Genomic DNA, 15892 nt, shown 5'->3' with positions numbered 1-15892 from the left:
GATTTACCTTAACCACGGCAAACTAATCTTACCTGCTAGTTATAACGCTAACGGTTAAGCTCGCCAAGCAATTACCACCAAACTGATACAAATAGGCATATTTTAGCGACCAATTCGCCTATTTAACGTGCACACTGATACATATAATACAACTCAAGCATTAACGCATAGCGCTAAACAACTGCCCGATTGAACAGCAGGTAGAGCTAAGGAGTCGACAAGCTAACTTGTCCATTCCAGTTTTAATCAACGAATTTGAGGAGTGTTAACTATGACAACTAAATATTTTGGTGCAAAAGGCTGGACTCCTGAGCGAATCGGCTCATTAGTAGGCAAGACTTATTTGATCACAGGCGCAAATACAGGCTCAGGCTTTGAAGCATCACGCATTCTATTAGCTAAGGGGGCCAAAGTTGTGATGCTAAATCGCAACGCAAGCAAATCAGCAGCAGCGATTGCAGCGCTCAAACAGCAATTAGGCAAAGATATTGATGTAAGCTTTGTGCAAATGGACCTTGCTGAGCTTGCATCTGTGCACAAGGCCGCACAGCAGGTTTTACAATCCACAGCGAAAATTGACGCGCTAATTTGTAACGGCGCTATCGCACAGGTTGCCAAGCAAGAATTCACGAAAGATGGTTTTGAAAGCCATCTTGGGGTCAATCATTATGGTCACTTCTTGTTGTGTGGATTGCTATTTGACCGCATCGAGGAGTCACAAGGTCGCATTGTCGTGGTGAGTAGCGAAGGCTACAAAATGGGTTTGAAAACCATGCAGTTTGACGATATGAACTGGGACAAAAATTATCACCCGAACCATACCTACTGCCACAGTAAATTGGCGCAAATGATGTTTGCCTATGAATTGCAAAACCGCATTAAAGACGCTGGTAAGCGTGTTGAAGTCTATGTGTGTCATCCGGGCGCATCAAAGACTTCGTTGATCAACGATAAAGCCAGCCGCGCTACTCGTATTATCTTTGGCATAATGGCGATGCTACCCATTGTGCAGTCTGCAGAGAAAGGTGCATATCCAGAAATTATGTGCGCCACCGAAACAGGCTTAAAACAGCGTGCTTACTACGGTCCTACTGGGTTTCAGTACTTTGTTGGCCCAGTAGACGAGTGCAAATTAGAAGCGTTCGCTCATGACGAGCAGGTATGTCAAACCCTGTGGCAGTTGTCAGAACAACAAACAGGATTTAATTGGGCGCTATAAGCTGTAAAAACAAGTAAAGCCGTGTACGTTATATAGCAGCACGGCTTTATTGGTTAGATGACAGCGATGCAGTTGTTAGAACTTTAACGACAAGTCGATAACTAACTTACCAATATGCTTTTTCAACTCAAACTCTTGCTGCGCCTTAGCGATTTCAGACAAAGCAAAGCGATTAGCAATTAACGGCTTGATTTGTTTAGCTTCAATGCGCGCAATGAGATTGGCAAACACATCCTTAGCTAAAATCGTACAACCGAATAAGCTCAGATCTTTCAAATAAAGCGTGCGCACATCTAGCTCTACTATCGGTCCAGCAATTGCGCCCGATGTGGCATAACGCCCGAATGGTTTAAGCACTTGCAAAAATTGCGGCCACTGGTCACCCGCAACTAAATCAATCACCACATCAACGCTGTTTTGCCCTAGTTTTTTTGCAAGATCATCGTTTCTATCTAGCACAACATCTGCGCCAATAGCAGTTATTTCGGCAAACTTAGACTTGCTTGTAATAGCAATCACTTTCGCGCCGCGCGCTTTGGCTAACTGAATTGCCGCAGAGCCAACACCACCAGATGCGCCGCTGATTAACACTAAATCTCGCTCTGATACATTAGCGCGCGTTAGCATGTTTTCAGCAGTCGAGTATGAACACGGAAACGAGGCAAGTTCGACATCGCTAAGTTCACTAGATACAGGGTAAGCATGCTTTGCCGCGACTTTAGTGTATTGCGCAAACCCACCGTCACATTCTGAGCCGAAGTACCATGGCGACGCCAGCGCTTCATCATTAGCTTCTTGCAAGCAAGGCTCGATTAGCACTCTACGCCCTAGCAAGCTCTTATCGACCTGCTCTCCAACAGCTACCACAATGCCACAAACATCTGCGCCTTGAATTCGCGGAAATTCAATCGCCTCACCAGACCAGCTTGCATCGCTACTATTGGTAGCAGATGGTTCAGATTTAGGCGCTATATTCTCGGCCTCAGTGTTTTTAACTTCAGCGCTTTCAACATAAGATTTTGAGTACCAGGCTTTACGTGTATTAAGGTCGGTATTATTAACCCCAGCAGCACCCACTTTAATTAGTACATCGTTAGCGCCAATAGTGGGTACAGGGACTTGATGATTTAGCACTAGCTTTTCCACACCGCCATGACCGAGTAATTGAACGGCTGACATGTTATTTGGGATGGTTTCCATACTGGACTCCGGTCTGTATTTGAGTTGGGGGGAAATGAAGTTGCACTAAGTTTTATCACCTTAGCACCAGGGCAGAATTAATGCTGAGGAAACACTTTACCCAAGCAAGCTTAAATAGCCACTAAAAAGGCAGCAATACATGCGAATATTGCTGCCCAAGTTCAAACTATTGGCAATTGCCTAACTATTGCTTACATCAAATCCTGTTCAACGCTAACGCTAGGCACTATGTGCCACCACCGGCTCAGTCCCGCGATCTGCTATCACTTCAAACCGATATAGCTGCTGACAATAGTCAATCGCCACCTGTTGCCAGGTAAAACGTTGCTCTCCTGCTTTTTTTCTTATAGCTAGCCAGTCATTGTCACCATAACTTGCTAGGCACTCATCAAATACCCGCAGCAGTTGTTCGGCCTGTTGCTGAGGGGTATCACCACTAAATTGCCAACCCGTTTGCTTATTAATAACCGTATCTTTTAAGCCGCCAACGGCATGGACTAAACAAGGCTGATACTGCTTCATTGCGAGCATCTGGCTAATACCGCATGGCTCAAACGAGCTTGGCATAATAAATAGCTCACCTTGTTGGTATAACTGCTCAGATAGCAGTTCATGGTAACCGTTTAAAAACAGTAAATTGGCATGCTTTGCGGCTATCTGTTGCATTTGTTTAGCAAGCTCAGCATCTCCACTCCCCAGCAGAATGAACTTAGCTTTTGGATGCTGCATTTCAAGGTTTAGCAACATTAGCTCCAGCGTCTTGTGCTCGGCTGTCACCTGATATAACAACAAGGCAACCTTTTGCGAGGTTAAGCGGCCAACCGAGGTGAGTAACCAGGTGTGAGGTATCACTAAGCCTGGTGGATACAAGTTTAACGGAGATTTACTTTGCTTATTCTCGTCTTGCCTTTGCCATTGGCGAAGCCGGTTGGCAGCTATAAAGTCACAGGCGCTCACTTGCTCTTTCGTGCCCTGCCATTCAATCAGCACATCTTGAATAAGGTTAAACAAACTCTGGCGGTTGTCAGCAGAGGTGTACTCGCGCTTTTGCTCAACTGACGGACAAGCATCATGATAAAAACAGCCATTGATTATGCCGATAAGTTGGCCTTGATGCTGCTTTTCAACTAGATCTTGCTCTAAGCCTTCACCACCTATGAAGCCAAGTTGAGAGTCTGATGCTCGTGTCACTTCTTGGGCATAACTTGGAGACACAATATGTACACAATCACTATGAGCGATGCCAATGCGCATTGGGTTAATGCAGTTATCGTATCTTGGGTCGAGCAGTTTAAGCTCACGAGCTTTGGTTAAATCAATCTCTGAAAACCAAGGCTTAAACCAGTGACAAAACGATGATTCATCGTGGCTGAACGGTCTGACACCTTGAATGGCTAAATTGTGAATGGTATACACGCAGCGCATGGTTTTAAGTACGGCAAACTCATCTATATATGCGCGCAGCATAGCAAGCATTGCTGTGTGCCAATCATGAAGATGCAGCACCTGATAGCCAGCAAGCAAGCCTTGCCTAAACGCGCTAGCGACACTTAAACAAAACAGCGCAAACTTATTTGCATCATCAGCAAATGGCCGCTGGTAATGTGACTCAGTGTATACCTTGCGCTGACCTTGATGCAGCTGAGGGTGATTAAACAAAGGGTGGCTAAATATGTACACCTGAGGTTGCGGCGCATCATGTTCAGCAGCCGAGGCAGAAGCTGGGAGTTGCGGCCGAGGCATTTGATATAGCTTAACCAGCTCAATACGTCCGGCATATGGCACCTCAACATTTGCCACAAACTGCGCCTGATTATCGCTGGCAATAAAACCATAGTCAGGCATGGCGACATCGGCTTGCACATTTTGCTTAATTAATGCCGGCGGTAAGTCACGAATAACATCTGCCATGCCACCGACTTTCGCACCATTTATGGCGCCATTTTCGGCGGCGACTAACATCACTTTTTTTTCTTCAATACTTTGATTGTTTTTAATATTTTGCTCTATCAACTCACTACCGCCTATTCGTATCCCACAGGTAAACCCAACATTTTTCGCGTCACTAAGGTTACGCCGCCTTTTGACACCCTAAAGCCGCGTGCGCGATCGTGTTCAGGGTCAAAGCCAATCACCATGCCTTCTGGGATAATGCAGCCACGGTCGATAATGGCATTCTTGATGCGACAATTTTTCAGCACCACGACATCAGGCAGCAACACTGCGTCCTTTACAAACGAATATGAGCACACACGCACCTCATCAAATAGCACGCTGCGCTTCACTTTAGCGCCAGAAATAATACAACCACCTGAAACGATTGAGTCCACCGCCATGCCTCTGCGGTCTTCATCATCGAACACAAACTTAGCAGGTGGTAGCTGCTCCTGATACGTCCAAATCGGCCATTTAGCATCGTATAAGTTCAACGCAGGTGTGGGTGAAAGCAGCTCCATATTTGCTTGGAAGAACGAGTCTAGCGTTCCTACATCACGCCAATAAGGCGGCTCACTATCGAGCGAGCTTGCAAATGGGTAAGCAAATACATTGTGGTCTTTGATGATGTTCGGAATGATATCTTTACCAAAATCGCGCTCTGAATTTTCGTTAACCGCATCTTTCTTTAGCTGATCAAACAAGAACTTAGTATTGAACACATAGTTACCCATAGACGCCAAACACTTCTCAGGATTTTTAGGCATATGTTTCGGATGCTCTGGCTTTTCTTCAAAGCCAATAATGCGATTATCTTCATCTACTTCCATCACTCCAAAAGCGCCAGCGGCTTCAGGAATATCAGCTTCTAGGCAACATACCGTCATATCTGCGCCAGACTCGGCATGGGCGGCAAGCAAGCCTGCATAGTCCATGCGATACACATGATCACCCGATAAAATCATCACGTATTTAGGCAGCTCATGGCGAATAATGTCGATATTTTGAAATACCGCATCGGCAGTGCCTTCATACCAATTACCCGAAGTTTGCTGCGAGGCTGGTAGAATTTCTACCGACTCACCAAGCTCCTTTTTAAAATGTCCCCAACCACGCGTCACATGACGAATAAGCGAGTGAGACTTGTACTGAGTGACCACGCCAACACGGCGAATGCCCGAATTAATGCAATTAGATAGTGGGAAGTCGATGATGCGAAATTTTCCACCAAAATACAGCGCAGGTTTTGCACGCCAATCAGTCAGTTCATGCAAGCGAGAACCGCGACCGCCGGCGAGAATGATGGCATAGGTATCACGGGTTAAGTTACTGATATAACGAACACTATTATTCATATACACTCTCCAGTTGAACCTTAAACTTCAGGTACGTCCTTGTTTCTAAATACGATAAAGCCTTATTTCATCCAAATGTGGTCACGGTAGCCTTCAATGGTGTTATCACTTGAAAAACGTCCGCTTGCCGCTGCATTACGAATGCTCATTTGCTGCCACTGGGATTGATTTTGATAGGTTTTCGCGACTTGCTGCTGGGCGCGGCAATAGTCGTCAAAGTCTGCGGCGAGCATCCATTGATCATTGGGGTCTTTAATCGCGTTGATGATGTCGTCAAAAATATTTGGCTCAACCAAATTGAAATGACCGCCCTCAAGCATATTGAGCACGCCCTGCAACGCTTGGCTACGCGCGATAATCTCGCTGGGGTTATAGTGAGGTTTTAAGGCTTCAACCTCGTCGGCTTTCAGCCCAAATAGGAAGAAGTTTTCTTCGCCGACTTCTTCAATCATTTCCACGTTGGCACCGTCTAATGTGCCTATGGTCAATGCGCCATTCATCATAAACTTCATGTTGCCGGTACCGGATGCTTCTTTACCTGCGGTAGAGATTTGCTCAGATAAATCCGTACCAGGGCAGATTTTCTCCATAGCGCTAACGTTATAGTTGGGTAAAAATGCTAGGCGCAGATAAGGGGTCACAACAGGATCAGAATTAACCATATGGGCGACATTGTTGATCAACTTGATAATTTGCTTGGCCATGGCATAGCCCGGCGCGGCTTTACCGCCAATTAGTACACAACGCGGCACCATACCCTGAGTATCGCCCGACAAAATACGCTGATAAAGATGGATAACATGCATGATGTTCAGTAGCTGGCGCTTGTATTCGTGAATCCGCTTTACCTGCACATCAAACATCATCTTGGCATCAAAGCTCACCCCGCATTCTTGCTCAACAAAGTTAGCCAAGACCTGCTTGTTCGCCTGTTTAACTTCAGCCCACTGTTTGACGAACTGATGGTCGGCGGTAAACGCATTAAGTGCTGCGAGTTTTGATAAGTCGGTCACCCAATCATCACCTAGGCGCTTTGAAATCAGCGTTGATAATTGCGCATTGCAGTAGGCTAGCCAGCGTCTTGGGGTGACACCATTTGTGCGGTTGTTAAATTTTTCAGGCCAAAGCTGGTAAAAGTCATTAAATAATCCGGCTTTAAGTAGCTTAGTGTGCAGCGCTGCAACGCCATTGACCGAAAAGCTGGCAACGATGGCAAGATAAGCCATGCGAATGTGCTGCACAGGCCCTTCTTCAATAATCGACATTTGCGCCAACTTTTGACAATCGCCCGGCCATTGGTGTGCCACCTGTTCGAGATAACGGGCGTTGATCTCAAAAATAATCTCCATAATCCGCGGCAGCATGTGTGCCACCATAGGCACACTCCAACGCTCTAACGCCTCTGGTAACAGAGTGTGATTGGTATAGGCAACGCTACTGCTGGTAATTTGCCAGGCTTCATCCCAGCCAAGTCCGTGTTTATCCATTAATAAACGCATCAATTCTGGCACAGCGATACTAGGGTGAGTGTCATTTAACTGAATGACATTGTTGGCGCTAAACTGACTGAAATCATTACCAAACTTATCCAAATGGCGGTTGATTAAATCTTGCAGACTCGCAGAGCTTAAAAAGTACTGTTGGCGTAACCTTAGCTCCTTACCATTCTCACTAGCATCATTGGGATACAGCACCATGGTGATTTGCTCAGCGAGGTTTTTCGCAGCAACAGACTCGGTGTAATCCCCATCATTAAACTCGGTTAAGTTAAAATCGTCATCCGCTTCAGCCTTCCACAGTCTTAAGGTGTTAATACGTCCATTACGGTAGCCGGGAATGGGCATGTCGTGAGGCACGGCAAGCACAGTCTGCCCTGCTTGCCACACATGGTGGCGACGGCCAGTATTGTCTTCATAGGTATGGGTATGACCAAAAAACGGCACTGATACTGTACGGTGAGCGCGGCGCACCTCCCAAGGATTACCGTCACGTAGCCAGTAGTCTGGACGCTCGATTTGATAACCATCGACAATTTTTTGGGCAAACATGCCGTATTGGTATCGAATACCATAACCAGTAACCGATAAATCTAAACTGGCACAGCTATCGAGGAAGCACGCTGCTAACCGCCCTAACCCACCATTACCTAGGCCTGCATCATGTTCATATTCTTCTACCGCTTCTAATTCACTGGCATATTGCGCCAACACTTGGCGGCCTTGCTCAGTTAAATCAAGATTTAACAGCGCATTGCCTAGGGCACGCCCCATGAGAAACTCTAAAGACAAGTAAGCAACTTGCTTTTGCTTAAAGTCATTATCTTTTAGACGAGTCTCACGCCACTCATCGAGCATTTGCTCCTTAAGTGCTAACGCAAGCGCGTCAAACAACTGAGATTGATCTTTCTCGGTTGAGCACAATCCATAACGTATTTGCCGCGCTACGCCTGAAACTAATGACTCATGCTCAACCCCAGCAGCAACTGACTGCGCTTTAGCCGTCGTGGCTTTAGTCTTAGCTGCAGCACTAGATTTAACTGCAGCACTAGATTTAGTGGCAGCGCTTGATTTAGTTGTCGCTTTAGTACTTGAGGTTTTAGTACTCGAATTTCTGGTCGTCCGCCTAGCAGCAGTTTTACCGGTAGAAGATGTTTTGCTAGCGGCATTACTGGCGCGTTTACTAGACGGTGGTGTATTGGCAGAGCTCATGATTCTCTCCTTGAAAAATGACTGTGAAATATCATTAAACTGTGTGCTTGAAGCTGATAGTGCGAGGCAAGGCTGTCACTAGGTAAATAGCTCGTTTTGCGATTGGCGATGCCGAGTTGCTGACTATCGGCAGCTGAAGCGGCAATAGAGGCGCTTGTCACTAAATGCTTTGGGGTAGAAAACAGCTCGAACTCACCTTGCCATGGGGTATCTTCTTGGGTATCCAGTACCCGCTGCCAATGCTCAAAATGTGCAAGGTGTGGCAGCTGAAAGTCTTGTTGGCAGTTATCTGCATTGAGCAAAATGAGAATCGCTTGAGCGTTACAAGGTGTTGGCATCGAGCCTTGTTCAGCTAAATCACCACAGATCATCACTGCCAATGTTTTACAGTGATACTCACTCCAAGCCGCTTTACTCATAGGGTCGCCCTGGCGGTTGAACCACATCATGCCGTTATCAAGCTCAGCGTGGGGCTGATGAATAAACTGCTGATGACACAACATTGGGAAGCGTTTACGTAGTGCAATCAATGCCTTGGTAAATGCCAGCAAGCCATCATCGCATGCTTGCCAATCAAACCAGCCATTGGGGTTATCTTGGCAATACGCATTATTGTTGCCCTTTTGGGTTTGCCCCACCTCGTCACCCGCCAGCAACATAGGGACGCCTTGAGATAACAATAAGGTGGTTAACAGGTTGCGCTGCTGTCGCTGACGCACTTGATTGATGGTGCTGTCAGATGTGTCACCCTCGACACCATAGTTACAGCTGAAGTTTTCTTGGTGGCCATCGCGATTTTGCTCACCATTAGCTTGATTATGCTTATCTTGATAACTCACTAAATCACGTAGCGTAAAACCATCGTGACTGGTGATAAAATTAATACTCGCGCTTGGGCCGCGACCACCATGCTCAAACACATCACTGGAGCCATGAAAGCTCTTGGCAAAGTCAGACAACATGGCATCATCACCACGCCAAAATCGGCGCATCACATCGCGATATCTGTCGTTCCATTCACTAAAACCAATGGGGTAATTGCCCAGCTGATAACCGCCAGGACCAATATCCCAAGGCTCAGCGATAAGTTTCACCTGACATAAAACAGGGTCTTGCATCAGGGCATCAAAAAAGCCGCTGCCTGGGTCAAAACCATAGGCCTCGCGGCCAAGACAACTGGCAAGGTCAAATCGAAAGCCGTCTACTCCCATCACTTCAATCCAATAGCGCAGCGAGTCCATCACCATCATCAATACTTGCGGGTGATTGATATTTAGCGTGTTGCCACAGCCGGTATCGTTAATGTATTTTCTAGGCTCATTCGGCATTAAGCGGTAATAACTAGCGTTATCTATGCCGCGAAAGTTATAAGTTGGCCCTAGCTCATTGCCCTCTGCAGTATGGTTGTAAACCACATCTAAAATCACCTCGATACCCGCTTGATGCAGCGCCGACACCGCATGCCTAAATTCAGCTATATCGGCTTGGCTTAAATAACTTGGGTGCGGCGCAAAAAAGCCTAAGGTGTTGTAGCCCCAGTAATTATTAAGCCCTTTCTCGATTAAAAAAGGCTCGTCAGCAAAGGCCTGTACTGGCAGCAGCTCAATTGCTGTAATCCCAAGCTCAGTGAGGTATTGAATAATTGCCGGCTCATCCAGTGCGGCAAACTTACCGCGTTTTAGCTCTGGTACGTTAGGGCAAGTCTGAGTAAAGCCTTTAGCGTGGGTTTCATAAATAATCGACTTAGCCAGCGAGCGCTTTATTGGCTTAATAATGATGTCTTTAAGCGGCGCGGTATCGACCACCACACACTTAGGCATATAGGGCGCACTGTCTAATTCACTGAAACTCAAGTCCGCCTTTACTGTGCGCGAGCGATAACCGTATATCGCTTCATGATGCACTAACTCACCATCAAATTGCTTGGCGTAAGGGTCTAGCAGCAACTTGTGATGATTAAACCTATGACCAAGCTCAGGCTGATACGGACCATAAACTCGGTAACCATAACGTTGCCCTGCGCTCACGCCCAAAATGCAGCCATGCCATATGTGACGAGTTTTAGCGCTTAAACTAAACTGCGCCACCTCGTTATGCTGCGCGTCAAACAGGCATAGCACGACCTTGGTAGCATTGGCTGAAAACAGTGAAAAATTAACCCCACCTTCAACCACATTGGCCCCAAGCGGAAAAGCGCTACCCGCAACTAGCGTCCACTGATGCAGGCTTGAGCACTCGGCTGTGCTGCTCATTACGCGCCTTTACCATTAGAAGGCTTAACTGCAGTTTTAGCTTTGCTGTTAGTTTTAGCTTTGCTTTTAGCAGAAGTAGACTTGGTTTTGTTTACCGCGTTAGTTTTAGAAGCAGTTTTAGACTTAGACGCTGTTGAAGAAACAGCTTTGGACTTAGTCGTGCTCTCAGTGCTCTTAGTCTTAGTCGCTTTGGATTTATTGGCTGTGGTTTTAGTGGCTTTGGTTTTAGCTGCCTCGGTTTTGGAAACAGCTTCAAGCTTCACCTCAGATGTGGCGTGCTTGTCGCTGTTGGCTTGCCCCTCTTGATTACTCAGCTGAGTTTGTGAAGCGGGGATCAAGTAACAGCAGCCCAGCGGTGGTACGCTAATCAAAGCGCTTTGCGCTTGTTCTTGCCAGCGCTGCGCCTCAGGCTCAACGGTATGCTCATTGACCACATGACTGCCACCATAGTGTTTGTCATCGCTATTAAGCACCTCAACATAGGCTTCATTATTGGGTAGCCCTACACGAAATCCATGGTGTACTTGCGGCGTCATATTCACGACCACCAGCACATGAGTTTGTTTTTGCTCGCAAAAGCGTAAGTACACAAACACGCTATTATCGGCGTTATGACAATCTAGCCACTGAAAACCGCTAGGCTCAAAATCTGCTTCAAACAGCGCCGGTGTCTGATGGTAAAAAGCGTTTAAGTCGCGCACCCAATCTTGCACCCCTTGGTGCGGCGCGTATTGCAGTAAATGCCAATCAAGGGAATAGTTATGGTTCCACTCATCACGCTGAGCAAACTCGCCGCCCATAAAGAGCAGTTGCTTGCCTGGATGCGACCACATAAAGCCATAATAGGCGCGCAAGGTTGCAAACTTTTGCCAATCATCACCGGGAATTTTTGAAATTAGCGCCGCTTTACCATGCACAACTTCGTCGTGACTCAGCGATAAAATAAACTGCTCAGTATGGGCGTAAACCAAGCTAAAGGTCATTTCGTGATGGTGATGACGGCGATAAATCGGGTCACGGCGTAAATACCCCAAGGTGTCGTTCATCCAGCCCATATTCCACTTATAACCAAAGCCTAAGCCATCATCGCTAACAGGCTTAGTCACGCCGCCCCAGGCGGTAGACTCTTCGGCAATCATACAAATGCCGGGAAACTCTCGATACATACTGCTATTGAGCTGTTTAAGAAACGCTATCGCACTGAGATTTTCACGTCCGCCATGTTCATTTGGCAGCCACTGTCCTTGCTCGCGGCTGTAATCTAGATACAACATGGAAGATACGGCGTCGAGACGCAGGCCATCAAAGTGAAACTCACTTAGCCAGTAATGGGCATTACTGAGCAAAAAGCTTTGCACTTCAGCGCGGCCATAATTGAAGATCAAAGTGTCCCAATCTGGGTGCTCGCCTTGTCTTGGGTCGGCATGTTCGTATAAACAGCTACCATCAAAGCGTGCTAAACCATGATGATCTTTCGGAAAATGTGCAGGCACCCAGTCAAGTAACACAGCAATATCATTGCCATGGCAAGCATCAACAAAAGCTTTCAAACCAACCGCATCACCCATTCTTTGAGTTGGTGCAAACAGCCCCACAGGCTGATAGCCCCACGAGCCATCAAAAGGATATTCACTGATTGGCATCAATTGGATATGACTAAAACCCATTTCAACCACATAAGGGATCAGCTCATCAATTAATTTCTGATATTGATAATATTGCTCGCCGTTATCCCCGACTCGGCGCCACGATGCCAGATGCACCTCGTAAGTCGACATAGGGCTTTTATGAGATGCGACTGCAGCGCGCTTAGCTAACCAATCATCGTCTTGCCATTGGTACGCTTCCTTTGGTGGCACCACAGAAGCATTGCCTGGCGCGCCTTGCATGCCCTTGGCATAAGGGTCAGCCTTTTCAACCAATTCACCTTGTTGGTTAATCAATTGAAATTTATATAGTTGCCCAGCTTCAACTTCGGGAATAAAGATATCCCAAAGTCCACTTGCAGGGTGAAAACGCATCATATGGCGCTCGCCATGCCAGTAATTGAAATCACCGACAACTGCAACCCGCTTGGCATTGGGCGCCCACACACAAAAATGCACGCCGTGAGTATGCTCGCCATTTGCCGCTGCTAGTTCACGCCAATTCGCTCCTTGAAACTGATATGCCTGTAGCTGACTACCTTCATTAAACAAATATACGTCTTGCTCAGATAATGGGCTTGGGTATTGGTACGGGTCGTTAATCAACTCAAGGCTATGTGGGTATTGCGCGCGCAACTGATATGCAAAAGGATTTTTACGCCTAGGGATCACCCCGCTAAAGTAGCCAGTTTGGTCTTCTGCGTTTAGCTGAGCGACCTTGCGGTTACTCTTTAAGTCAATCACTTCAACCTGACTTGCCCCTGGCAAAAAACAATTCACAATAAGTGATTGGCTCTGCTCATTCTTGTGCATACCAAGCACTGAAAAAACATCATTAAATTGCTCATTGATGATGGCGCTAGCGTCTGTGATTGAAGTCGTCATAGGTTTAATTTCCATATCAAAGTGAATTGTTAATTTGGGGTGCAGCTTCACGTTCATCAGCATCTAAATCGGGAATTGTGCCGCTAGCAATGGGCGAACAGGCTTCAATGCTGGTGCTCATGGCTCGAGCAAGGCTGATTAAAGATGTGCGCTGTCGCACCTTAGCAAGCTGGCGAATTTGGCTAACGGTGTAAGGCAAGCGTTGCTGCCAATTAGGGTATTGCTTCCAAGTGCCAGGAATATTGACGCATTGATTGTCGTCAAGCAGATCGGCAAGTTGCACGCTAAACAAGTTCGCGCTACCACTTGCCGCCGTTGCAATCCAAGCGCAAATAAGGGTGTCTGTGTTTAGCTCAAAGACTTCAGGGTGAAATCTAGAATGAGCGCCCTCGCTACTGCTAAAATCATTGCCACTCACATTGCTCAAGCTGTTGTCACCGTGTAGCCATTGTTTTAAATCGGCGACAAATTCCAATACCTGGCGCAACTGCCTCGCATCTAACTCTGAGACGCTAGCCGCAGACTTGCCGACGAGCGCTTTGTGGATAAACTCCTGGCCATAGTTTGCTAGCCATTGAAGCAACTGCCATTGCTGCGTTGACCTTTGCGCATAGGCTTGAGTTTCAGCGGCTTGAGTTTCAAATAGGTGCAACTGTTGGCGTAAATTCAAATCTTGCTGTTGCCACCACATTTTGAGTGGTGCGACATCGTGATTTGCCAGCATCATCAAGCTGCGGCGTTTTTGCTGAGCTGGTGGCACAAAACCTTCACTGTGCTCACTGAAATAAAACAGCTCATTGGAATACATATGACTGCGCGCCATAGCGTCAATAATTGCTGGCGGCACTGTGCCTAAGTCTTCACCAATAATCAGACAATTGGCGCGCTGGCTTTCCAAACAGATAATTGCCACTAAGGTTTCAACCGGATAAAACACATAAGCGCCATGACCATGCTGCTTGGTTAACGGCCACCACCATAGTCTTAGTAACCCCATTACATGGTCGATTCGCAGTGCGCCATATAACCGCATGTTGCTGCGTACTAATGCGATAAAATGAGTAAACTTTTGCTGACGCATTTTTACTGGGTCAAACGGCACTAAGCCCCAATTTTGCCCGCTGGCAGAAAACGGGTCTGGCGGCGCACCAATACTGGCATTAACGCAAAAGCTTGCCTGCTCGCTTTGTACCTCACAGCCATGCACCACAGCGCCAACAGCCAGGTCACCTACTAAACCAATTGCCATACCACGCTCACGGCAACGCTGCTGACACAAAGCCAACTGCTCATTTGCCACAAACTGCAGGTAAGCAAAAAAATCAGCAGTCGGGTTCATCCACTTAGGCGCTTGTTGTACCTCATTCAAGCAAAACTGTATTAACGCCTCACCTTGTTGTTGCTTAAAATGCTTAAACGCCTGCCCTCGCTGAAAACTTTCGTCATGTAAGTTGCTGGCAAACTGCTGATATAGTGCCAGTAATTGCTGATATTTACGCTTAAACACCTGGATATAATCAATCGTCTCACCAAGAGCTAAGGTAAGATTTACACTGCCAACTTGCGCATTGTCGACACCTTGGAAAACCTCAGATTTAACCTGTGAATATTCAGGAACAGCAGCAATATCGATATAAAGCGGGTTTAAGCGGCGCCTGTCAGTCGGGCTGTATGGGCTAGGATGCTCAGGGTGGGCAATATCCAAGGCGTGAAGCGGGTTTAAAGTGATAAAACTCGCACCGATGTCAGCGCAATAGTCAATTAACTGCCTAAGCGCGCCAAAGTCTCCAATGCCATAATCCGATTGCTCGCTGCGCAATGAGTACAGCTGAATACTCACACCCCAAAGCTTCGCTCTATCGTTCACTGGCGCTTGGTAGCAATAGCGTGGTGCTAACACCCATTGACCAGTGCAACCCAAATGACCTGCATCTAAGCCATCTACATCTTGGTGATTTGGCGCTTGATTGTTGGAGCCTTGGTCAAACAAGTCGTGCTCGATAACCCGAGCAGTCAATTGATGGTAGCCACTCGATAGCGCAATGGTCTCTGGAATATATGCATTAACATCGACTTGGTAACGACAATAGTGTCGGCCTTGATAATGATATTCACCAATAATATCCGCGGCGTGAGTTTGATAGATAAAAGTAAAATCACTACCACTTTCTAAATGCACCTTTATTTGTACCTGACAGTCTTGCTCTATCAGGTGCATGTGCAGCGTGGGCTTGTCTAGGTGGGAAAATTGAAACTTGGGCAGCTGCTCAAACCATGGCTCGACATCAAGCTGATGGTTTCGCGCCTCGACTATATGCGACTCAAATTGCGATTTGCACTCTTCTGCATCATCCACACTGCTACGCTCATTAGAGAGCATAGCTTTGAGTATCCCTACCCTGTCTTGCATAGGGATACGAATGTGCTGACCAAAACAATCAACAAACTCAGCCCCAACACCCTGCAAATACAGTAACTTATCCAGCCCCATATTTGTCTCCATGTGAAAGACAACCTAAGGCTTAATTCAGCAAACGCTAATTTAGCTCTAAACCCCAATTGGATTTAAACCAAAGTAGACCTGCCAGCTTAAGCCGCCGAAATTAATAAACTTCAACTTAGACATTGCGGTACATATCGAGGAAGTTGCAGTTAACATGCCAAGGTCAGATAACAGATATAAGATAAAAAA

The 15892-nt window shown here is 46.7% G+C and carries 8 protein-coding genes; 1 reads left to right on the top strand and 7 read right to left on the bottom strand.

Features of this window, described 5'->3' with window-relative positions:
- The first annotated feature begins 271 nt into the window (after positions 1-271).
- Complete coding sequence (locus tag G3R49_RS10990) at positions 272-1219, top strand: SDR family oxidoreductase (protein ID WP_167869664.1); 948 nt, start codon at positions 272-274, stop codon at positions 1217-1219.
- 75 nt (positions 1220-1294) lie between these two features.
- Here G3R49_RS10990 and G3R49_RS10985 read toward each other — a convergent pair whose 3' ends face one another.
- The 7 genes from G3R49_RS10985 to malQ form a co-directional block, all read right to left on the bottom strand.
- Positions 1295-2419: an alcohol dehydrogenase family protein gene (locus tag G3R49_RS10985; RefSeq protein ID WP_167869663.1), complete on the bottom strand. Its 1125-nt coding sequence runs from the start codon at positions 2417-2419 to the stop codon at positions 1295-1297.
- A 219-nt stretch (positions 2420-2638) separates the two neighbouring features.
- Positions 2639-4432: a glycogen/starch synthase gene (locus G3R49_RS10980; RefSeq protein ID WP_348633922.1), complete on the bottom strand. Its 1794-nt coding sequence runs from the start codon at positions 4430-4432 to the stop codon at positions 2639-2641.
- An 11-nt stretch (positions 4433-4443) separates the two neighbouring features.
- Entirely contained in the window at positions 4444-5709 is a 1266-nt protein-coding gene (gene glgC / locus G3R49_RS10975; protein WP_167869662.1) for a glucose-1-phosphate adenylyltransferase, read from the bottom strand.
- A gap of 62 nt (positions 5710-5771) precedes the next feature.
- Entirely contained in the window at positions 5772-8417 is a 2646-nt protein-coding gene (locus G3R49_RS10970; protein ID WP_167869661.1) for a glycogen/starch/alpha-glucan phosphorylase, read from the bottom strand.
- On the bottom strand, positions 8414-10669 hold the full coding sequence (gene glgX, locus G3R49_RS10965; protein WP_167869660.1) for a glycogen debranching protein GlgX: 2256 nt from the start codon (positions 10667-10669) through the stop codon (positions 8414-8416). The genes G3R49_RS10970 and glgX overlap by 4 nt, the downstream gene beginning before the upstream one ends.
- Positions 10669-13200, bottom strand: a complete 2532-nt coding sequence (gene glgB / locus G3R49_RS10960; protein WP_167869659.1) for a 1,4-alpha-glucan branching protein GlgB — start codon at positions 13198-13200, stop codon at positions 10669-10671. The genes glgX and glgB overlap by 1 nt, the downstream gene beginning before the upstream one ends.
- 16 nt (positions 13201-13216) lie before the next feature.
- The gene (gene malQ / locus G3R49_RS10955; protein WP_167869658.1) at positions 13217-15691 is read right to left on the bottom strand and encodes a 4-alpha-glucanotransferase; all 2475 of its coding nucleotides are present in this window, start codon (positions 15689-15691) and stop codon (positions 13217-13219) included.
- Between the last annotated feature and the right edge of the window lie 201 nt (positions 15692-15892).

The sequence above is a fragment of the Shewanella sp. WXL01 genome, from assembly GCF_012263345.1.
Classification (GTDB): domain Bacteria; phylum Pseudomonadota; class Gammaproteobacteria; order Enterobacterales; family Shewanellaceae; genus Shewanella; species Shewanella maritima.
The sequence above is the reverse complement of the archived record's forward strand: the minus strand, read 5'-3'. Positions and strand labels throughout refer to the sequence as shown.

Coding starts and splice junctions, on each gene's coding strand:
- glgX (WP_167869660.1), bottom strand. CDS start 10,669: ATGAGCAGCACAGCCGAGTGCTCAAGCCTGCATCAGTGGACGCTAGTT.
- malQ (WP_167869658.1), bottom strand. CDS start 15,691: ATGGGGCTGGATAAGTTACTGTATTTGCAGGGTGTTGGGGCTGAGTTT.
- glgC (WP_167869662.1), bottom strand. CDS start 5,709: ATGAATAATAGTGTTCGTTATATCAGTAACTTAACCCGTGATACCTAT.
- G3R49_RS10985 (WP_167869663.1), bottom strand. CDS start 2,419: ATGGAAACCATCCCAAATAACATGTCAGCCGTTCAATTACTCGGTCAT.
- G3R49_RS10990 (WP_167869664.1), top strand. CDS start 272: ATGACAACTAAATATTTTGGTGCAAAAGGCTGGACTCCTGAGCGAATC.
- glgB (WP_167869659.1), bottom strand. CDS start 13,200: ATGACGACTTCAATCACAGACGCTAGCGCCATCATCAATGAGCAATTT.
- G3R49_RS10970 (WP_167869661.1), bottom strand. CDS start 8,417: ATGAGCTCTGCCAATACACCACCGTCTAGTAAACGCGCCAGTAATGCC.